The organism is Specibacter cremeus (assembly GCF_003946885.1).
In the GTDB taxonomy this organism is placed as follows: Bacteria; Actinomycetota; Actinomycetes; order Actinomycetales; family Micrococcaceae; genus Specibacter; species Specibacter cremeus.
Genome location: NZ_RWKQ01000003.1, coordinates 90,409 through 111,355, shown reverse-complemented (window position 1 = coordinate 111,355; position 20,947 = coordinate 90,409). Strand labels below are relative to the sequence as shown.

15 protein-coding genes, 2 pseudogenes and 1 riboswitch are annotated in these 20,947 nt (G+C 68.9%); of the genes and pseudogenes, 7 read left to right on the top strand and 10 right to left on the bottom strand.

Annotated features, from left to right (window positions below; genetic code table 11):
- Positions 1-4 precede the first annotated feature (4 nt).
- The 5 genes from EJC77_RS01885 (at position 5) to gatB (ending at position 5,699) form a co-directional block, all read left to right on the top strand.
- Positions 5-1,438, top strand: a complete 1,434-nt coding sequence (locus tag EJC77_RS01885; RefSeq protein ID WP_125609877.1) for a CoA transferase — start codon at positions 5-7, stop codon at positions 1,436-1,438.
- A gap of 286 nt (positions 1,439-1,724) precedes the next feature.
- Positions 1,725-2,264, top strand: a complete 540-nt coding sequence (locus EJC77_RS01880) for a GNAT family N-acetyltransferase (protein WP_125609876.1) — start codon at positions 1,725-1,727, stop codon at positions 2,262-2,264.
- A 41-nt stretch (positions 2,265-2,305) separates the two neighbouring features.
- Complete coding sequence (gene gatC, locus EJC77_RS01875) at positions 2,306-2,602, top strand: Asp-tRNA(Asn)/Glu-tRNA(Gln) amidotransferase subunit GatC (protein WP_125609875.1); 297 nt, start codon at positions 2,306-2,308, stop codon at positions 2,600-2,602.
- Between the two features lie 2 nt (positions 2,603-2,604).
- Positions 2,605-4,191, top strand: a complete 1,587-nt coding sequence (gene gatA, locus EJC77_RS01870; protein ID WP_125609874.1) for an Asp-tRNA(Asn)/Glu-tRNA(Gln) amidotransferase subunit GatA — start codon at positions 2,605-2,607, stop codon at positions 4,189-4,191.
- Positions 4,191-5,699: an Asp-tRNA(Asn)/Glu-tRNA(Gln) amidotransferase subunit GatB gene (gene gatB / locus EJC77_RS01865; RefSeq protein WP_125609873.1), complete on the top strand. Its 1,509-nt coding sequence runs from the start codon at positions 4,191-4,193 to the stop codon at positions 5,697-5,699. The genes gatA and gatB overlap by 1 nt, the downstream gene beginning before the upstream one ends.
- Positions 5,700-5,842: 143 nt before the next feature.
- Here gatB and EJC77_RS20840 read toward each other — a convergent pair.
- From EJC77_RS20840 to gcvP, 9 genes and pseudogenes are all read right to left on the bottom strand, one after another.
- Positions 5,843-6,112: pseudogene (locus tag EJC77_RS20840) on the bottom strand (formyltetrahydrofolate deformylase); the annotation flags it as partial.
- A 118-nt stretch (positions 6,113-6,230) separates the two neighbouring features.
- Positions 6,231-7,682, bottom strand: coding sequence for a D-serine/D-alanine/glycine transporter (gene cycA / locus EJC77_RS01855; protein ID WP_125609872.1), 1,452 nt, complete (start codon positions 7,680-7,682; stop codon positions 6,231-6,233).
- Positions 7,672-8,505, bottom strand: a complete 834-nt coding sequence (locus tag EJC77_RS01850) for a methylenetetrahydrofolate reductase (protein ID WP_125609871.1) — start codon at positions 8,503-8,505, stop codon at positions 7,672-7,674. Before EJC77_RS01850 ends, cycA begins: the two co-directional genes overlap by 11 nt.
- Before the next feature lie 37 nt (positions 8,506-8,542).
- Positions 8,543-9,468: pseudogene (locus EJC77_RS01845) on the bottom strand (lipoyl synthase); the annotation flags it as partial.
- A gap of 31 nt (positions 9,469-9,499) precedes the next feature.
- Complete coding sequence (locus EJC77_RS01840) at positions 9,500-10,897, bottom strand: L-serine ammonia-lyase (protein ID WP_125609870.1); 1,398 nt, start codon at positions 10,895-10,897, stop codon at positions 9,500-9,502.
- A gap of 109 nt (positions 10,898-11,006) precedes the next feature.
- Positions 11,007-12,326: a serine hydroxymethyltransferase gene (gene glyA, locus EJC77_RS01835; protein WP_125609912.1), complete on the bottom strand. Its 1,320-nt coding sequence runs from the start codon at positions 12,324-12,326 to the stop codon at positions 11,007-11,009.
- A 5-nt stretch (positions 12,327-12,331) separates the two neighbouring features.
- The gene (gene gcvH / locus EJC77_RS01830) at positions 12,332-12,715 is read right to left on the bottom strand and encodes a glycine cleavage system protein GcvH (RefSeq protein ID WP_125609869.1); all 384 of its coding nucleotides are present in this window, start codon (positions 12,713-12,715) and stop codon (positions 12,332-12,334) included.
- Positions 12,716-12,830: 115 nt separating this feature from the next.
- The gene (gene gcvT, locus EJC77_RS01825) at positions 12,831-13,994 is read right to left on the bottom strand and encodes a glycine cleavage system aminomethyltransferase GcvT (RefSeq protein WP_125609868.1); all 1,164 of its coding nucleotides are present in this window, start codon (positions 13,992-13,994) and stop codon (positions 12,831-12,833) included.
- A gap of 14 nt (positions 13,995-14,008) precedes the next feature.
- Entirely contained in the window at positions 14,009-16,843 is a 2,835-nt protein-coding gene (gene gcvP, locus EJC77_RS01820) for an aminomethyl-transferring glycine dehydrogenase (protein WP_420820288.1), read from the bottom strand.
- Between the two features lie 228 nt (positions 16,844-17,071).
- Positions 17,072-17,169, bottom strand: a riboswitch (glycine riboswitch).
- 379 nt (positions 17,170-17,548) lie between these two features.
- On the opposite strand from gcvP, the gene EJC77_RS01815 reads away from it, so the two are divergent.
- The gene (locus tag EJC77_RS01815; protein WP_164520276.1) at positions 17,549-19,705 is read left to right on the top strand and encodes a sensor domain-containing protein; all 2,157 of its coding nucleotides are present in this window, start codon (positions 17,549-17,551) and stop codon (positions 19,703-19,705) included.
- Between the two features lie 9 nt (positions 19,706-19,714).
- On the opposite strand, the gene EJC77_RS01810 is transcribed toward EJC77_RS01815, so the two are convergent.
- Entirely contained in the window at positions 19,715-20,128 is a 414-nt protein-coding gene (locus tag EJC77_RS01810) for a hypothetical protein (protein WP_125609865.1), read from the bottom strand.
- A gap of 279 nt (positions 20,129-20,407) precedes the next feature.
- Between EJC77_RS01810 and EJC77_RS01805 the strand changes: the two genes are divergently transcribed.
- Positions 20,408-20,599: a hypothetical protein gene (locus tag EJC77_RS01805; RefSeq protein ID WP_125609864.1), complete on the top strand. Its 192-nt coding sequence runs from the start codon at positions 20,408-20,410 to the stop codon at positions 20,597-20,599.
- Positions 20,600-20,947: the final 348 nt, after the last annotated feature.

Here is a 20,947-nt window from a genome sequence, read left to right as displayed (position 1 = left end):
TTCCATGGATGTGAACGCCGTGACCGGCACCTTCACCGTCCCCGATGGCGTCGAGGTGACGGGCCGCGGCACGCTCGACTCGGCCTTTGACGTCTCCGGCCTGGCCGTCGCGTCGATCGCCGCGGCCGGGAACGCCGTGGCCGAGCTGGCCGAACGGCTCGGCGGCGTGCGCGGGGCCGTGACCGTGGACCGGGACCTGGCCTCGCTGTGGTTCGGGATGTCCTTCCGCCCGGACGGCTGGGACCTGCCGCCGGCCTGGGACGCCATCGCCGGCGACTACCCGTGCGCGGACGGCTGGATCCGCCTGCACACCAACGCCCCGCATCACCGGGCCGCCGCGCTCGCCGTCCTCGGGCTACCCGTGGACGCCCCCCGCGACGAGGTGGCCGCAGCGACGGCGTCCCGGGCGGGGGAGGAGCTCGAAGCGGCCATCGTCACCGCGAATGGCTGCGCGGCGCTCATGCGCACGCACCCGCAGTGGGAGGCCCACCCGCAGGGCGCTGCCGTGGCGTCCGAACCGCTGGTTGCCTGGGGTGCCGGGCACACCGTGATGGACGACGGCGGCACGCGCGAACGCGCGCGGCTCGCCACGGCCGCACGGCCGCTGGCCGGGGTGCGTGTCCTTGACCTGACACGGGTCATCGCCGGCCCCGTCGCCACCCGCTTTTTGGCCATGTACGGGGCCGAGGTGCTGCGCATCGACCCGCCGGACTGGCATGAGCCGGCGCTCGAACCCGAGATGACGGTGGGCAAGACCTGCGCACGGCTTGACCTGAAAACGACGGACGGCATCGCCCGGCTGCACGAGCTGCTGGCCGGCGCCGACCTGTTCGTCCACGGCTACCGGCCCGACGCGCTGGACCGGCTCGGCCTCGGCGCGGACGCCCTGGCCGGGCGGTATCCGGGGCTCGTCGACGTGGCGTTGGATGCGTACGGCTGGTCCGGCCCCTGGGCCGCCCGGCGCGGCTTCGACTCGCTCGTGCAGATGAGCTGCGGGATCGCGCAGGCCGGCATGGACCACTACGGGTCGGACGCGCCGCACCCGTTGCCCGTGCAGGCACTCGACCACGCCACCGGTTACCTGGTCGCGGCCGCCGCGGTGCACGCATGGCGGGAACGGCTGGACGGGTCCGTCCGCTCCTCCCGGCTGTCGCTGGCGCGGACGGCCGTCGAACTGCTGCGCACCGGGCCCTCGACGCTTGCCGGCGAGGGTGGGGGCACCCCGGATGGGGATGCTGGACGGGCCGCGGCGGAGGCCGTGACTGCGCCCGTGCCTCCCAGCCCACCGGACGACTGGCCGGCGGAGCAGACGGCCTGGGGTCCCGGGCGGCGGTTGCCGTGGCCGGTGGACGTCCCCGGCGTCGAGGCCGGGACGAGCCTGCCGGCACGCGGCTACGGGTCGGCACCCGCGAAGTGGCCCAGCACCTCCGGTGATTGAGCTTGTCGAAATCCCCGGTCTCGACGAGCTCGACCACCGGTGATTGAGCCTGTCGAAATCACCGACCACCGGGTCTCGACGAGCTCGACCACCGGTGATTGAGCCTGTCGAAATCACCGACCACCGGGTCTCGGCGGGCTCGACCACCGGGGGAGTGTGATGTTCGGGACAACGGGGGCTTGCGGGCACCCGCGCGGCACTCCGGCGCGGGAGAATATGAGGGCGCGTGCCGCCGTCGTACCCCGCCGTTGAAAACCGGCCGCAACCTACAGGAGCAACCCCCGCCATGAGCCGCGACGTCACCGTCCGCCCCGCCACCGCCGCCGATTTCGACGCCATTGCCCGCATCACGGCGGACGCGTATCTGCGGGCCGGCTATTTCGACAGCGCCGAACACCCGTACGTGCGCAAGATCCTGCAGGTCGCCGAGCGTGCCGCCGTGGCCCCCATCCTCGTGGCCGAACGCGATGGGGCGGTGATCGGCTCCGTGACGCTCGCCGTGGCCGGGGACGAATGGGCCGACATCGCCGACGCCGGTGAACTGGAGTTCCGGCTGCTCGTCGTCGACCCCGCGGTCCAGCGCAGCGGCGCCGGCCGGGCCATGGTCGAGGCGATCCTGGACCGGGCGCGGGGCATGGCCGGGATCGACGCCGTCTCACTCACCACGGGCGACGAATGGCACGGCGCGCACGCGCTGTACCGCAAGCTGGGCTTCAGCCGCGTCCCGGAGCGCGACTGGCCGATCCCGGAAACAGGAGCCATGCTGCGCGTGTACCGGATGGCCGTCCAGCCACCCCGTGCCCGGCCGGCGGGCCAAGACCGATAAGCTGGTGGCGACACAATTTTTCTTTTACGCAGGGGAGATCCATGGCTGCGATCAACCGTGACGACGTGGCGCATCTGGCGCAACTGGCTCACATTGAGATGAGTGACGCCGAACTCGACAAGATGGCCGGGGAGCTGGCCGTCATCGTCGATTCCGTCAAGAGCGTCAGCGAGGCCGCCGGGGCCGACGTTCCCGCGACCTCGCATCCGATTCCGCTCGCGAATGTGATGCGCGACGACGTCGTGGGCCACGTGCTGACCGCCGAGCAGGCGCTCTCGGGTGCCCCGGACACCGAGGACGGCCGCTTCAAGGTTCCCGCGATCCTGGAGGAGGACTGACCATGACCGACGAACTGATCCGCTCCAGCGCCGCCGATCTCGCCGCCAAGCTGGCCGCCCGGGACGTCACCGCCGTCGAGGTCGTCCAGGCGCACCTGGACCGCATCGCCGAGGTTGACGGCGGGGAGCGCGGCATCAACGCCTTCCTACATGTCAACACCGATGAGGCACTGGCCGTGGCCGCCGAGGTCGACGCCCGCCGCGCCGCCGGGGAGGCGCTGCACGAACTGGCCGGCGTCCCGATCGCCGTCAAGGACCTGATCGTCACGATCGGCCAGCCGACCACGGCCGGCTCGAAGATCCTCGAGGGCTGGATGAGCCCCTACGACGCCACCGTCGTGAAGAAGCTGCGCGCCGCCCGCATGCCGATCCTCGGCAAGACGAACCTGGACGAATTTGCCATGGGCTCCTCCACGGAGCACTCCGCCTACGGCCCCACCCGCAACCCGTGGGACCTGGACCGCATCCCCGGCGGTTCCGGCGGCGGTTCCGCGGCCGCCGTGGCCGCGTTCGAGGCGCCCCTGGCCCTGGGCACGGACACGGGTGGCTCGATCCGCCAGCCCGGCGCCGTCACCGGCACCGTCGGCGTCAAGCCCACCTACGGCGCCGTCTCCCGGTACGGCGCCATCGCCATGGCGTCCTCGCTGGACCAGATCGGCCCGGTCTCGCGGACCGTGCTCGACTCCGCCCTGCTGCAGGAGGTCATCGGCGGGCACGACCCGTTCGACTCCACGTCGCTGACCGACCCGTCCACCGGCCTGGCCGCGGCCGCCCGCGTGGGCAACGTGGCGGGCCTGCGGATCGGCATCATCAAGGAACTGCACGGCGAGGGCTACCAGGCCGGCGTCGAGAACCGGTTCAACGAGTCGCTGGACCTGCTGCGCGCGGCGGGAGCCACGATCGTCGAGGTCTCCTGCCCGAACTTCGGCTACGCGCTGGGCGCCTACTACCTGATCATGCCGTCCGAGGCCTCCTCCAACCTGGCCAAGTTCGACGGCGTCCGCTTCGGCCTGCGCAAGATGCCCGACGACGGACCCGTCACCATTGAGCGGGTCATGGCCGCCACGCGTGCCGCCGGGTTCGGCGCCGAGGTCAAGCGCCGCATCATCCTGGGCACGTACGCGCTGTCCGCCGGCTACTACGACGCCTACTACGGCTCCGCGCAGAAGGTGCGCACGCTGATCCAGCGCGACTTCGCCGCCGCCTTCGGCCAGGTCGACGTGCTGATCTCCCCGACGGCGCCCACCACGGCGTTCAAGCTGGGCGAGAAGCTCAACGACCCGCTGGCCATGTACCTCAACGACGTGGCCACCATCCCGGCGAACCTGGCCGGCGTGCCCGGGCTGACCCTGCCCGGCGGCTTGGCCGACGAGGACGGGCTGCCCGTCGGCATCCAGCTGCTGGCCCCGGCCCGCGAGGACGCCCGCCTGTACCGCGTGGGCGCCGTGCTCGAATCCCTGCTCGAGGACCGGTGGGGCGGACCCCTGCTGGACAAGGCGCCGTCGTTGGTCGAGCCTGTCGGATTTCGACAAGCTCAATCACCGTTGGTCGAGCCTGTCGAGACCCTTGCAACCAAGGAGGCAAACTGATGAGCGGTGACACGATCCTGGGCTTCGACGAGGCCATGGCCAAGTACGACCCGGTCCTCGGCTTCGAGGTCCACGTGGAGCTGAACACCGCCACCAAGATGTTCTCCTCCGCCCCGAACGTGTTCGGCGACGAGCCGAACACGAACGTCAACGAAGTGGACCTGGGCCTGCCCGGCGTGCTGCCCGTGGTGAACCGCAAGGCCGTCGAGTCGTCGATCCTGATCGGGCTGGCGCTGAACTGCAAGATCGCCGAGCACTGCACGTTCGCGCGCAAGCAGTACTTCTACCCGGACACGCCGAAGAACTTCCAGACGTCCCAGTACGAGGACCCGATCGCGTACGACGGGTACCTCGACGTGGAACTGGAGGACGGGACGGTGTTCCGTGTGGAGATCGAGCGCGCCCACATGGAGGAGGACGCCGGCAAGCTGACCCACATGGGCGGCGCGGCCGGGCGCATCCAGGGCGCCGACTTCTCCCTGGTCGACTACAACCGGGCCGGCGTGCCACTCGTGGAGATCGTCACCAAGCCGATCGAGGGTGCCGGCTCGCGCGCCCCCGAGCTGGCCAAGGCGTATGTGGCCGCGGTCCGCGAGATCGTGAAGAACCTGGGTGTTTCCGAGGCCCGCATGGAGCGCGGCAACGTCCGCTGCGACGCCAACGTCTCGCTGCGCCCGTACGGGCGGGAAAAGTTCGGCTTGCGTTCTGAGACCAAGAACGTGAACTCGCTGCGCGCCATCGAGCACGCCGTCCGGTTCGAGATCCAGCGCCACGCCGCCATTTTGGACGCGGGCGAGTCGGTGGTGCAGGAGACGCGGCACTGGCACGAGGACACGAAGTCCACGACGTCCGGGCGGCCCAAGTCCGACGCCGACGACTACCGCTACTTCCCGGAACCGGACCTGGTGCCGATCGTCTCCACCCCCGAATGGGTCGAGGAGCTGCGCGCCCGCCTGCCCGAGCCGCCGGCCGAGCGCCGCAAGCGCCTGCAGGCCGACTGGGGTTACACGGACCTGGAGTTCCGCGACGTCGTCAACGCCGGCGTCATGGGCGAGATCGAGGAGACCGTCGCCGCGGGTGCCACCCCCGCCGTCGCCCGCAAGTGGTGGATGGGCGAGATCGCCCGCCGCGCCAAGCTGGCCGACGTCGACCCCGCCGCGCTGGGTGTCACGCCCGCCGTCGTCGTCGAACTCGACAGGCTCATCGCCTCCGGGGCGATCAACGACAAACTGGCCCGCGAGGTGCTCGACGGCGTGCTCGCCGGCGAGGGCGGCCCGGCCGAGGTCGTCGATGCGCGCGGCCTGGCCGTCGTGTCCGACGACGGCGCGCTGCAGGCCGCGATCGACACGGCCCTGGCCGCCCAGCCGGACGTGGCTGAGAAGATCCGCGGCGGCAAGCTCCAGGCCATCGGCGCGATCGTCGGCGGGGTCATGAAGGTCACGAAGGGCCAGGCCGACCCCGGCCGCGTACGCGAACTGATCCTCAAGACGCTCGGCGTCGAGGGGTAGCTCCGCTCCGGTGGTCGAGCTTGGGCCCACGGCCGCGAGGGGCCCGTTGCGAGCTTGCGAGCAATGGGAGCGGCTGGGGAGTGAGGCCCGGCGCCCGTCGAATCCCGTTCGGGGTTCGGCGGGCGCTCCTGTTTGGTTTGCCGCCGGGCTTCGGCCGCCGGGTTGCCGTCTCGCATGACCGGCAGGTGGAAGAACGGGATGCCATGCCACTGCACCAGGTCCTCCTGGTCACGGTGATTGGACACCACGGCCACGATCTCGATCGGAAGATCTCCGGTGCGTGCCCTGAACAGCAGGTCGTTGAGGCAGTGGCCCATCTTGGACACCATGACCAGGACGCGGCGTTTGCGCCCGTGCGGCTCCAGCTGCCAGCTCATCGCCCATTTGTCCGCCAGGGGTGTGAAGTCGCGGCGCTGGTCCCCCGTACTGTGCCGGGCGACGCGGCGCAGTCCAGCGTCAGCACATGCTCGGCCATGGCGGTATGTTCCGCCGGTATGAAAATCCAGTTGATGCGGGCGCGCAGACCCGCGGTCAGGGGCGCTGGGTGGCTGACCCTTGCATGTCCTGGGCGAGTTCGGTCTGGAACGTCGCGTAGCGTGCCAGGTGGGCCGGACGGCGGCGTAGGAAGAACCAAGCGATGCCGAGCATGATGAACCAGACCGGGGTGACCAGCAGGGCCATGAGCGTGTCCGGCTGGGTGGTCAGTGCCCAGAGCACGAAGGCGAAGAACGCGAAGACCGCCCACACCATGGGGATGCCGCCGGGCATCTTGAACTTGGACGCGGAGTGCAGGTGCGCGCGGCGCCTGCGGAAGGCCAGGTAGCTGGCCAGGATGATGGACCAGACAAACATGAAGCAGACCGCGGATACGGTGGTCACCATGTCGAAGGCCTTGCCAATGTCCTTGCCCGCGTACATGAGCACGACGCCGGAGAGCAGCAGCACGCAGGAGAGGAAGAGGGCGTTGCTGGGCACCTTGCGGCTGGACAGGCGGCTGAACAGCGCGGGGGCGTCGCCCTCTTGGGCCAGGCCATAGACCATGCGTGAGGTGGAGTAGATGCCCGAGTTGGCGCTGGACATGGCGCTGGTCAGCACCACGAGGTTGACCACGGTGGCCGCGATGCCCAGGCCGGCCAGGGAGAACATGGCGATGAACGGGCTGTGCCCCGCCCTGAACTCGGTCCACGGCGTGACGGACATGAGGATGATGAGGGCGCCCACGTAGAAGAGCAGCACACGGACCGGGATGGAGTTGATGGCTTTGGGCAGGTTCTTCTCCGGGTCCTTGGCTTCCGCCGCCGTGGTGCCCACCAGTTCGATGCCGACGAAGGCGAACACCGCGATCTGGAAGCCGGCCACGAAGCCCATGAACTCCTTGGGGAAGAAGCCGCCGTGGCTCCACAGGTTGGTGAAGCTGGCCGGTCCGGCGTCCGAGTGGAAGCCGCTGAAGATCATGAACAGGCCGACAATGATCAGGGCCGCGATGGCAATGATCTTGATGAGGGCGAACCAGAATTCGGTCTCGCCGAAGGCCTTCACCGTGGTGAGGTTCAGCAGGAGCAGGATGGCGATGGTGGCCAGGCCCGGGACCCACAGCGGGAGCCCCGGCCAGAGCTCGTTGGCGTAGCCGGCGATGGCGATGACGTCCGCGATTCCGGTGATCACCCAGCAGAACCAGTAGGTCCAGCCGGTGAAGAAGCCGGCCCAGGGGCCCAGGAGGTCGCCGGCGAAGTCGCTGAAGGACTTGTAGTGCAGGTTGGAGAGCAGCAACTCGCCCATCGCCCGCATGACGAAGAACAGCATGAAGCCGATGATCATGTAGACGAAGATGACGGAGGGGCCCGCCACCGAGATGGTCTTGCCGGAGCCCATGAACAGGCCGGTGCCGATGGCGCCGCCGATCGCGATCAGCTGGATGTGCCGGTTGCTGAGCTGACGCTCAAGATGCGGCACCTGTTTCGCATTGACAGTTTCAGTTTTCACGTGCTGCTCCTCGAAATGACACGGGCTCTATGGCCGCTGGGATTGACATTCGGTTTGGTTCACCAGGATCTGTTTCCAGGTTGTTGAAGCTGTAGAGATGGATGCCTGAGATCTTGTTCGGGTGCGCCGCGAGTTCGGAAACCAGGCTTTCGGGCGAGTACCGGCCTCCGATCAACAGCCGACGGGCCAGGGGGCCTTTGCGGCTGAGGAATTTCAGGGAGGCGCCGACGCCGATTTGGGTGGCCAGGGAGACCAGCTTGGTTCTGGGGACGGTGCCGGCAACTCCGGCCCAAACCGGCAGGTCCACGCCTTCGCGGCGCAGGAGCCCCACGTAGTCGAGGATCTGCGGTGCGGAGAAGCACATCTGCGTGACCATATGGGAGGCCAAGTGTTGTTTGGCCAGCAGGGCATCCAGCAGGTCGAGCTCGTTGATTGACGGGTGGCCCTCGGGGTATCCGGCGAGGCCTGCCGTGATGGTGCCGCCCGAGTATTGGGCGATGTCTTCCAGGAGCGGAAGGCTTGAGTGATACGGGCCGGCAGCTTGCTGGGGGTCGCCGCCGATGGCAAAGACCTCAGTGATGCCGGCCGCCGCGCAGTCCCGGAGGATGCCGGAGAGCTGGGAGCGGTTGCTGAGGGCCTTGGCCGCGACGTGCGGAACCACGGTGTAGCCGGCCTGGGTCAGCTGGACGGCCGTGCGCATGGTCCTTGCAATGCCGTGATGGGGAAGGCACGTGATGGTCAGCGTCGTCGTGAAGGGCACTTCGGCCTGGACCTTCTTGGCGATTCCCTCCGAAGGGATGATCTCTATGCGTGTGGGGAGCATCGTTGGTCCTCTTGGGTATCGGGCGGTTAGTGACTGGCGACGACGGTGGCGGCTTCCTGGCGGGTGTGGCCGGCGTCCTCGATGCCCTCGGCGATGTGGGCGAGGTGGGNATGGCGGTGGCCCAGAGCCGGCCGGCCCGGTAGGAGGAGCGCACCAGCGGCCCGGACATGACGCCGAGGAAGCCGATCTGCTCGGCCTCGGCGGCCAGCTCGACGAATTCGGCCGGCTTGACCCAGCGGTCCACCGGCAGGTGCCGGTCGGAGGGGCGCAGGTACTGGGTGATGGTGACCAGGTCGGTGCCGGCGTCGTGCAGGTCGGCCAGCGCCTGCGAGATCTCCGCCNAGGTTGGACTTGGTCACCATGCCCGCCGCCCGGCCCTGGCTGATGACGTCCAGGGAGCGCTCGTACCGGAACGCGGGCCGGATCCGCTTGAAGATCCGCGGCACGGTCTCCACATTGTGCGCGAACACCTCGGGGGCGGACTCGCAGATCGCGGCGATGTGCTCCGGCTTGCCGGAGAAGTCCGGGATGAGCAGCTCGACCCCGGTGCCCGGGTTCAGTGNTGCGCACCGTCTCCGCATAGAGCCACACGCCCTCGTCCTCGAGGTCGTCGCGGGCCACCCCGGTCACGGTCGCGTAGCGCAGGGCCATCGCCGNCTCGAACCGGTCCAGCGGGGACGGCTTGCCGGTGTCGATCTGGCAGAAGTCGCAGCGGCGGGTGCACTCGGACCCGCCGATCAGGAACGTCGCCTCCTTGTCCTCCCAGCATTCGAAGATGTTCGGGCAGCCGGCCTCCTCGCACACGGTGTGCAGGCCCGCCCCCCGGACCAGGTTCTTCATCCCGATGTACTCGGGACCCAGGGAGACCCTCGCCTTCATCCACTCGGGCTTGCGCTCGACCGGGACGGCCCTGTTGCGCTGTTCAACACGCAGCAGCCGCCGGCCCTCGGGTGCCAAGGTCACGGGAGAACTCCTTCGATTTTTGGTGCTGCTGTTAGCATTCGACGACGTTGACGGCGAGGCCGCCGAGGGCGGTTTCCTTGTATTTGGCGGACATGTCCTTGCCGGTTTCGCGCATGGTGATGATGACTTCGTCGAGGGAGACCCGGTGCTGGCCGTCGCCCCAGAGCGCCATTTTCGCGGCGTTGATCGCCTTCGCGGCCGCGATCGCGTTGCGTTCGATGCAGGGGACCTGCACGAGTCCGCCGATCGGGTCGCAGGTCAGGCCCAAATTGTGTTCCATCGCGATCTCCGCGGCGTTCTCCACCTGCTCGGGGGTGCCGCCCATGACCTCGGCCAGGCCGGCGGCGGCCATCGAGGACGCGGACCCGACCTCGCCCTGGCAGCCGACCTCGGCCCCGGAAATCGACGCCTGCTCCTTATACAACACGCCCACGGCCCCGGCGGCGAGCAGGAACCTCACCACCACATCATCGACTTGTTCCTGGCTGGCGTCGGCCATGCCGGCCGTGTAGTGGGTGGCGTAGAACATGACGGCCGGGATGATCCCGGCGGCCCCGTTCGTCGGGGCCGTCACGACCCGCCCGCCCGAGGCGTTCTCCTCATTCACGGCCAGCGCGACCAGGTTCACCCATTCCTGCCAAAACTTCGGATCCCGGTCCGGATCCTCCGCCCGCAGCCGGGCATGCCAGGCGGGGGCGCGGCGGCGCACGCCCAGCCCGCCGGGCAGCAGCCCGGTGCGGGTGAGGGAGGCGTTCTTGCACTCCTCCATCACATCCCGGATGTGCAACAACCCGTCCCGGACCTGGGCCTCGCTGCGCTCAACGAGCTCGTTGGCGAGCATGACCCCGCTAAAGGTCAACCCGGCCGCGCGGCAGTGACCCAGCAGTTCGGCCGCGGTCCGGAACGGGTACGGCAGGGACTTCTTGGAATCCTCCAGCGCCGCGGCCGCCGCCTCGACCTCACCCTCACGGACGATGAACCCGCCCCCGACCGAATAAAACGTCGCCTCCGCCAGCACCACCCCGCCGGCGTCACTGACACTGAACTTCACCCCGTTCGTATGCCGGGGCAGGATCGTCAGCGGGTGCAAGATGATGTCATCGGCCCCATAGGCCAGCGGCACCCGCCCGGCCAGCAGCAACGGCGCCCCGGCCGCGAACGCCGCCAACCTCTCCTCGACCTCGGCCGGCAGGATCAACTCCGGCTCCCGGCCCTCCAACCCCAACAACACCGCCGTCATCGTCCCATGCCCGCGACCCGTCGCCGCCAGGGACCCATACAAATCAACCCGCACCGAGGCCACAACCTCCACCACACCGGCAGTCACCAACTCAGCCGCAAACACCGCAGCAGCCCGCATCGGTCCCACGGTATGCGAACTCGACGGACCGATACCCACCGAAAACAAATCAAAAACACCAACAGCCATGGCTGTTCCTCACTAACGGAAGTATGAATGGTCCGGCATGCGCGGGCCAGGTGGTTGCTTCCGGGCGGCTGCTGGCAGCGGCCGCCCGGAAGCGGGAGTCAATCCCGGCTTAGGACAGGTCTGCCATGCCGGGGTACAGCGGGTGTGCGTCGGCGAGTGCCTCCACACGGTGACGGAGACCGGAAAGGTCAGCATCGGCGTCGGCCATCAGGGCCTCGGCGATGATGTCGGCAACCTCGACGAACGCGGCCTCCGCGAAACCGCGGGTGGCCAGTGCGGGCGTGCCGATGCGCAGGCCCGATGTGACCATCGGCGGGCGCGGGTCGAACGGCACGGCGTTGCGGTTGACGGTGATGTCAATCGCGGCCAACCGGTCCTCGGCCTGCTGGCCGTCCAGCTCGCAGTGCCGCAGGTCCACCAGCACTAGGTGCACGTCGGTGCCGCCGGAGATCACGGAGATCCCCTTGGCCGCGACGTCGGGCTGGACCAGGCGTTCGGCCAGGATGCGGGCACCGGCCAGCACACGCTCCTGGCGTTCCTTGAATTCGGGCGACGCGGCGATTTTGAAGGCCACGGCCTTGCCCGCGATCACATGCTCCAGCGGACCGCCCTGCTGGCCGGGGAACACCGCCGAGTTGATCTTCTTGGCGATGTCGGCGTCGTTGGTCAGGATGATGCCGCCGCGCGGACCGGCCAGGGTCTTGTGCGTGGTGGAGGTGGTGACGTGGGCGTGCGGCACCGGGGACGGGTGCAGGCCCGCGGCCACCAGCCCGGCGAAGTGGGCCATGTCCACCATCAGGTAGGCGCCCACGAGGTCTGCGATGCGGCGGAATTCGGCAAAATCCAGCTGCCGGGCGTAGGCGGACCAGCCTGCCACGATAAGCGCAGGCTTGTGCTCCAAGGCCAGCCGCTCGACCTCGGCCATGTCCACCCGGTGAGTGTCTTCGCGCACCTGGTACGGGACGACGTTGTAGAGCTTGCCGGAGAAGTTGATCTTCATGCCGTGCGTCAGGTGTCCGCCGTGGGCCAGGTTCAGGCCCATGATGGTGTCGCCCGGCTTGATGAGCGCGTGCATCACCGAGGCATTCGCCTGGGCGCCGGAGTGCGGCTGCACGTTCGCGTAGCCGGCGCCGAAGAGGGCCTTGAGACGGTCGATGGCCAGCTGCTCGATGACGTCCACGTGCTCGCAGCCGCCGTAGTAGCGCCGGCCGGGGTAGCCCTCGGCGTACTTGTTCGTCAGGACCGAGCCCTGCGCCGCCATCACGGCGGTGGCGGTGTGGTTTTCCGAGGCGATCATTTCCAGGCCGTGCCGTTGGCGGGCCAGTTCGGCGTCGATCGCCGCCGCGATGTCCGGGTCCAGCTCGGCCAGCTGCGCGTCGAGGCTGGGGGAGACGACCTGCTCGAACGCGGCACCGACAGTGCCTACCACGGGGCTCACAGCTCGCCGCCATTGGCTGCCGCATACTCTTCGGCGGACATCAGCGGGCCCTCTTGTGTCACGGCGACCTTGAACAGCCAGCCGGCACCGTAGGGGTCGGAGTTGATCACGGCCGGTTCAGTTACCACGACGTCATTGACCTCGACAACCTCGCCCGTCACCGGGGAGTACAGGTCGGAGACGGACTTGGTGGACTCAACCTCGCCGCAGGTTTCCCCGGCAGTGACGGCCGCACCGACCTCGGGCAGGTCGACGTAGACGATGTCGCCCAGGGCGTCCGCGGCGACGGCGGAGACGCCGATCGTGGCCGGCCCGGCGCCGTCAGCAGCAATCCATTCGTGTTCTGCGGAGTACTTCAGTTCGGGTGCTATTTGTGCCATGTGTGCTTCCTTGGGGTCTGGTGGGTTTGCGGGAGCGTTGGTCGAGCTTGTCGAGTTCAAGTGGGGTCTCGACGGGCTCGACCACCGCTGGTCGAGCCTGTCGAGACCAAGGCACTTACTTGTCGCGTTTGTAGAACGGCAGGGCGACGACCTCAAAGGGCTCGGTCTTGCCGCGCAGGTCGATGTCCAGGACGGTGCCCAAGGCGGCGTGCTCGACGTCGACGTACGCCAGCGCCACCGGGTAGCCCAGGGTCGGGCTCGGCTGGCCGGACGTGACTTCGCCGATCACGGCCCCGTCCTTGAGGACCGGGTAGTGACCGCGAGCCGCACGGCGGCCGAGGCCCTTCAGGCCGACCAGCTTGCGGCGGGTGGTTGTGCCTGCGCCGGCGGACTTGATCTCGGTCAGGGCGGCCTTGCCGACGAAGTCGCTTTCCTTGGCCAGCGACACCACCGGGCCCAGGCCTGCGGCGTAGGCGTTGCCTTCGCGGGAGAGCTCGTTGCCGTAGAGCGGCATGCCGGCCTCCAGGCGGAGCGAGTCACGGGCCGCCAGGCCGGCGGGGATGAGCCCGCGGATCGCGCCGGTCTCGAGCAGTGCATCCCACAGGCCTGCGGCGTCCTCGTTCGGGATGTAGATCTCGAAGCCGTCCTCGCCCGTGTACCCGGTGCGGGCCAGCAGCAGGTCCTGGGCAGTGCCGTTGACTGTGATCCCCACCTCGACGGCGGCGTAGTACTTCAGCCCGGTGACCAGGGCGTGCGCCTCGGCCGGGACCAGGGTCAGCAGGATCTCCTCGGCGTTGGGGCCCTGGACGGCGATCAGCGAGGTCTCGGCGGAGGCATCCTCCACGACGACGTCGAAGCCTCCCGCTTTGCCGGAACGGGCGCGCTCGGCGAGGGCCGCGGCCACCACGGGGGCGTTGCCGGCGTTGGGGACCACCAGGAACTTCTCGCTGCCCTCTTCCGACGACGGACGGCGGTAGGTGATGAGGTCGTCGATGATGCCGCCGTCCTCCTGGCAGATCAGCGAGTACTTGGCCTTGCCCACGGCGATCGCGGAGAGCTTTCCGGCCAGGGCGTAGTCCAGGAAGGCCGCGGCGTCCGGGCCGGTGACCCAGACCTCGCCCATGTGGGATAGGTCGAACAGTCCGGCCGACCGGCGCACGGCGTGGTGCTCGGCCAGCTCGGAGGAGTACTTCAGCGGCATCTGCCAGCCGCCGAAATCGGTGAAGGAGGCGCCGGCCTTCTTGTGCTGCTCGTAGAGCGCGGTGTGGTTCTCAGTCATTGTCGAAACAGTCCTTAGTTCTCGAACTCGGAGATGGGCGGGCAGGAGCAGACAAGGTTGCGGTCCCCGGCGGCGCCGTCGATCCGGCCCACCGGCGGGAAGTACTTGTCCTGCTTGAGTGTGTGGACGGGGAAGACGGCCTGCTCGCGCGGGTACTCGCGGTTCCAGTCGGAGGACACGACGGCGGCCGCGGTGTGCGGTGCGTTGCGCAGCGGGGAGTCCTCCACGGTGAAGTCGCCGGCGGCGACCTGCTCGATCTCGGCCCGGATGGTGATCATGGCGGTGATGAACCGGTCGATCTCCGCCAGGTCCTCGGACTCGGTGGGCTCCACCATCAGCGTGCCGGCCACCGGGAACGCCAGGGTGGGGGCGTGGAAGCCGTAGTCGATCAGGCGCTTGGCCACGTCCTCGGCCGTCACGCCCGTGCGGGAGGTCAGCTCGCGCAGGTCCAGGATGCATTCGTGCGCCACCAGGTCCCCGGCGCCCGTGTACAGGACGGGGAAGTGCTCGTTCAGGCGGGAGGCGATGTAGTTCGCGGCCAGCAGCGCGGACTTCGTGGCCTCGGTCAGACCCGCACCGCCCATCAGCTTCACATACGCCCAGGAGATCGGGAGCACGCCGGCGGAGCCGAAGCGCGAGGCGGAGATCGGGACGCCGGTGGTCGAGCTTGTCGAGACCCCGGTCTCGACAAGCTCGACCACCGGGGCAGCGGCGTCGCCGGGCATGAACGGTGCCAGGTGCGCCTTGGCCGCCACCGGGCCGACGCCCGGGCCGCCGCCGCCGTGCGGGATGCAGAAGGTCTTGTGCAGGTTCAGGTGGCTGACGTCGCCGCCGAACTTGCCCGGCTTGGCCAGGCCCACCAGCGCGTTGAGGTTGGCGCCGTCGATGTACACCTGGCCGCCCGCGGCGTGCACGGCGTCGCAAACCTCGCGCACATCGGCGTCGTACACCCCATGCGTGGACGGGTAGGTGATCATGATCGCGGAGAGGACGTCCCGGTGGGCCTCGATCTTGGCGTTCAGGTCCGCGTGGTCGATGGTGCCATCGGCCGCGGTGGCCACGACAACAACCTTCATGCCGGCCAGCACCGCCGAGGCGGCGTTGGTGCCGTGCGCCGAGGCCGGGATGAGGCAGACGGTGCGCTGGGCCTCGCCGCGGGAGTGGTGGTAGCCGCGGATCGCCAAAAGGCCGGCGAGTTCGCCCTGGGACCCGGCGTTGGGCTGGAGGGAGACCTGGTCGTAGCCGGTGATCTCCGCCAGATCGGCCTCCAGGCCACCGATCAGCTCGCGCCAGCCCTCGGTCTGGGAATCGGGGGCGAAGGGGTGGATCGAGGCGAACTCCGGCCAGGAGATGGCCTCCATCTCCGCGGTGGCGTTGAGCTTCATGGTGCACGACCCCAGCGGGATCATGGTGCGGTCCAGCGCCAGGTCGCGGTCGCTGAGCCTGCGGATGTAGCGCAGCAGCTGGGTTTCGGAGCGGTGGGTGTTGAACACCGGGTGCTGCAGGTAGTCGGAGGTGCGCTCCACGCCCGCGGCCAGGCCGAATGCGGACCCGGCGGTGCCGGTGCCAACCGTGTCCATGCCGTCCCCGGCAGCAGAGGCGCCAAACGCCTCGGCCACGCGGGCGACGATGTCCGCCGTCGTGGTTTCATCGACAGAGATGCCGACGTGGTCGGCGTCGATGGGGCGCAGGTTGATCCCACGGCCGGCGGCCCGGGCGATGATGGCCGCGGCACGGCCCGGGACCCGGACCGTCAGGGTGTCGAAGAACGAGGTGTGCAGCACCTCGTTGCCGGAAGCGGCCAGGGCGGACGCCAGCGTGCGGGCGTGGCCGTGGGCGGTCTCGGCGATCGCCTTCAGGCCCTCCGGGCCGTGGTAGACGGCGTACATGGAGGAGACGATGGCCAACAGCGCCTGCGCGGTGCAGATATTGGACGTGGCCTTCTCGCGGCGGATGTGCTGCTCGCGGGTCTGCAGGGCCAGACGGTAGGCCGGGACACCGGTGTTGTCCTTGGACACACCGACGATGCGGCCGGGCAGGGACCGTTCCAGGCCTTGGCGGACGGCCATGTAGGCGGCGTGCGGGCCGCCGAAGAACAGCGGGACACCGAAGCGCTGGGCGGTACCGACGGCGATGTCCGCGCCCTGCTCACCGGGCGGGGTGATCAGGGTCAGGGCCAGCAGGTCGGCGGCCACCGTGACCAGGGCACCGCGCTCCTTGGCGGCGGCGATCACGCCGGCGTGGTCGAACACCCGGCCGGACACGCCCGGCTGCTGCAGCACGACGCCGTTGATGTCGCCGTCGGGCAGGCCCTGGGACAGGTCGGCAACCTCGACCTCGAAGCCGAGGGCTTCGGCGCGGCCCCGGACGACGGCGATGGTCTGCGGCAGCAAGTCCGCATCCAGGACGGTCTTGCCGTCGACGGCCGTCTTGTTCTTGTTGGCGCGGCGCATCAGCAGGACGGCCTCGGCCACGGCGGTGGCTTCGTCCAGCAGGGAGGCGTTGGCGATGGGCAGGCCCACCAGGTCCTGGACCATGGTCTGGAAGTTCAGCAGGGCCTCAAGGCGGCCCTGGGAGATTTCCGGCTGGTAGGGGGTGTACGCGGTGTACCAGGCGGGGGATTCGAGGATGTTGCGGCGGATCACCGGGGGAGTCACGGTGTCGTGGTAGCCCTGGCCGATCATCTGCACGGCCGTGGTGTTCTTGGCGGCCAGCTTGCGCAGCTCGGCCAGCACCTCGACCTCGCTCAGGGCCCGCTGCAAGGCCAGGGGGGTGTCGTGGCGGATGTCGCCGGGCACGGCCGTGTCCACCAGGGATTCCAGCGTGTCATAGCCGATGGACTTGAGCATGGTGTCAATGTCGGCCTGGCGGCGCGCACCGATGTGGCGGTCAATGAAGGCGGCGGGGGTTGCTTGGACTGTCAAGAGGAACTCCAGGGTATGGCCGGCGCTGAATGCGCCGGAGCGGACCGGGTTCCTCCCCGCTCTGTATTGGACCTGAGAGATTCCGCGGCACCCGTGAGGGGAACCGCTTGCACCGTCGGTGAGTCCGGTTACCGGACTGCTTTCCAGAGTTGCCTCGCCGTGGCGGTACGGGGGCCTGAGAGATTCCTGGGGAGGATTTGCTCCTACGGCGCCTGCCGAACGTACCGGCAGGACTCTCCCGCCACAGATCGTAAGCATGTGTCACTTGTCAGTGAGACACGCCTCACAGACTAGCGGTTGTCTGGCCTGCATGCAAGGGAACCACGTTGAAAGTGATCCGGGTCCTTATCCTTTCCAGCTCCCGCAAGCCTGCACCGCCGACACCACAACAACCCCGGCAACCCTTTTCATCGAGGCCAGGGCGCCTGATGAATGGTGGGTTCCGCGAGCCGGGCGATGTGCGCCGCGGGTGGTCCGGGCTTGTCAGGCGTTTCCCTAACGACGGACGTTCGGCGACCGATAGATACGTCTGACGTTGCCGCCACCCGGCCTCGAACTGCGGCTGTTCGCCAGTTCGACCCGACCAGAAACCGCCGCCTGCGCGGAGAAATGCCTCGAGGAGAGATGCCGGTGACCCAGCTGGAGGTAGATTCCCGTGCGGAGCGGATAATCAACACCGCGGCCGATGGTTTCGTGGGGATGGACGGCGGCGGGGTGGTGACCGACTGGAATCGGGCGGCCGAGGACCTGTTCGGCTACACCAAAGGCGAGGCCGTCGGGCGTACCGTGAGCGAGCTGATCATGCGTGAACAGGACCGGGCCGCGCACGAGGCAGGACTGCGCCGGTTCCTGGACACCGGCCAGGCCCGGCTGGTGGGCCGCCCGGTGCAGGTCACCGCCCGGCACCGAGAGGGCCGTGAATTCCCGATCGATCTGACGATCTGGGCCCAGGACGAACCTGGCGGAGTGTCCCTGTATGCGTTCCTGCGCGACGTCAGCGAACGGGTCGCCGCGACGGAGTCCGCCGGACAGCTCGCGGCCATTGTCATGGCCTCGTCCGATGCGATCATCAGCACCGATCTGGACGGCACGATTCGGACCTGGAACCCCGGCGCGGAGCAGATTTATGGCTACGCGGCGGCCGACATGATCGGTCATTCGTTCGCACGGCTGGTGCCGGCGGACCTGTCGGCCCAGTTCGAGCACATCCTGGCCCAGGTGGCCGCGGGGCGGCGGGTCGAACAGCTGGAGACCGTCCGGCTGCGAGCCGACGGCACAACGGTGGACGTGTCGCTGACGATCTCGCCTGTACGCGATTCGGCCGGAACGGTGCTGCGGCTGGCCTATGTAGGGCGCGACATCACCGCCGCCAAGGCCGTCGATCGGCGGCTGCGCGAAACCAAGGACGTCTTGGCCCGGCAGGCCACCGAGATGGAGCACAGGGCCTTTCATGACCCACTGACCGGGATCGCGAACCGGGCGTTGTTGATGAACCGGCTCGGCCTGGCGCTGGCACAAGCCGGGCGCGTCGGCACCACCATTACGCTTTTGATGATCGACGTCGATGACTTCAAGTTCGTCAACGACACCCTTGGGCACAACATCGGCGACCAGCTGCTCTGTGAGATCGCCGAACGGCTGGGTGCGATCGTTCGAGCCGGTGATACCGTGGCCCGACTCGGCGGCGACGAGTTCGCGGTCCTCGCCGAGCAGACCTCGGCCGATCACGGCCAAAGGCTGGCTCAGCGGATCGTGGACACGCTGGCCAGACCGGTGGAGATCGGCGGCCGGCGCATCATCCCCCGCGCCAGCATCGGGCTCGCCGCGACCGACGCGACGCACCCGGTCAGCCCTGAGGAAATGCTCCGCAACGCCGACCTGGCCATGTATGCGGCCAAAACAGCGGGCAAAGCCCACTGGTGCGCCTTTGAGCCCGGCATGCACCACGCGCTCACCGCGCGGGTGCAACTTGAGGCCGACCTGCGCACCGCCCTGGAGGCCGGCCAGTTCGCAGTGCACTACCAGCCCATCTGCGAGCTCGCCAGCGGCCGGACCCGCGCCGTGGAGGCCCTGCTGCGCTGGCAGCACCCCACCCTCGGCCCCATCTCTCCAGCGGAGTTCATCCCGCTTGCCGAACAGACTGGGCTGATCGTGCCCATCGGCGCCTGGGTACTCGCCGAAGCATGCCGCCAGATCGCCCGGATGCCTGCCGTCGCAGGCGAGATCACGGTCTCGGTGAACCTGTCCATCAGGCAACTCGCCGAACCTGGATTCATCGACATCGTCACCCACGCCCTCGACCAAGCGGGGATGCCCGCCCATCGCCTCACGCTGGAAGTGACCGAGAGCCTGCTCGCCGGGCCCGATGCCGCCATCGCCGCCCAACTGCGGGAGTTGCGCGCCCTCGGCGTGAAGCTGGCGGTCGATGACTTCGGCACCGGACACTCCTCGCTCGGCCGGCTACGCAACCTCCCCTTCACCACGCTCAAGATCGATAAATCCTTCGTCGACGAACTCACCGACACCGATACGAAGGACATCATCATCAACGCCGTCGTGGCCATGGCCCACGGCATGGGCCTGCGCGTCATCGCGGAAGGGGTCGAGACCTCCGCCCAGCTCTCCCAACTACGCGAACTGGGCTGCGACGCCGTCCAGGGATTTCTTCTCAACCGGCCGATGCCCGCGGCCGATCTTCGACGCCATCTCACGGAACAGAACACGTCCGCAGGCGAGGCCAACCGGCCGGACTCGGTGCCTTCGTCGGCGGGGCGCGTGGCAGGATGAGTCCATGACTCACGGCTGGGAGATACGCTCACGCGTGCAATCCGAGGGGGACGCGCACGTCCAGGAGGACGCCTGCGGGTTCGCCGGCCCGAACGCGTGGATCATCGACGGCGCCACGACGCTGCTCGACCCGCTGGGGCTGCCGGCCGCCTCGGATCCGCAATGGCTTGCGCAGTCGCTGTCCATGCTGTTGGCCGGTCCCTGCGTCGAAACGGCCGGGCGCACCGGCGTGCGGGCCCGGCTTGCCTCGGCGCTGGCGGCCGTCGACGGGGCCGCGCGGCAGTTGGTCGGTGACGAGCTCACACGGTTTCCGAGCGCCGCGATCTCCATCGCCCAGTTGAACGACGACGGCGTGCAGGTCGCGTCGTTGGCCGACTGTCGCGTCGTGGTGCAAACGCACGACGGCGGCACGCACGTCGTCATGGCCGAGCTCGCCGACGCGCGGGTCGATCCCCANGCTCGGCCGGGGCCCCCTCGCGGCCGGGGCCCCAGACACCGCTCCCCAACCTCGCAGGCTCGGCCGGGGCCCCCTCGCGGCCGTGGCCCCAGACGCCCCGGCGCACCGACGACGACGGGGAACGCCTGGCCCTGCTTCGCCGTGATCGGGAGCTGCGCAACACGGACGGCAACCTGTGGGTCGCCCGGCGCGAGCCCGAGGCCGCCGACCACGCCCTCGTCGTCCAGCTGGACCGCCCACAAATCGTGGTCCTCGCCACGGACGGGGCGTGGCGGGCCGTCGACCTGGGCCTGGTCGAGTCCGCCGAGGAGTTCTTGGATCGCGTCAGCACGCCCGTTGGCGCCCTGGACCTGATGGCCGCGCTGCGCCGCAAACAGGCGTGGATCGGCGAGGACGCCGACGACGCCACCGTACTGGCCCTGGCCCCGGCCCTCTGAGCGACGCTCCCTCAGCAATGGGTCGTTTTCCACCAACGCTCCCTCAGTTAGGGGCACTTGCCGGTGACGCTTCCTCACTTTTCGGGCACTTTGTGGCGACGCCAAGCTGCCACTGTGCGGAACCCGGGTTGCCCTGGCCCTCACCGACGTTGACGGTCGGCACCCGGGTGAACCATGGCGGGACGCGGAGCTGGTGCACGTGCTGGACACGCTCGCCGTCATGGGCGTGTCGGCCTGGCAGGAGCCCCTGGCTTGCCGCGCTATGAAGACTCGATCAGGGCGGCGTTCCGGGGGAGGGAGAAACTGCTCAAGCGGCCCTTCGAGGAAATCGATCCGTGCGTTGCAGCG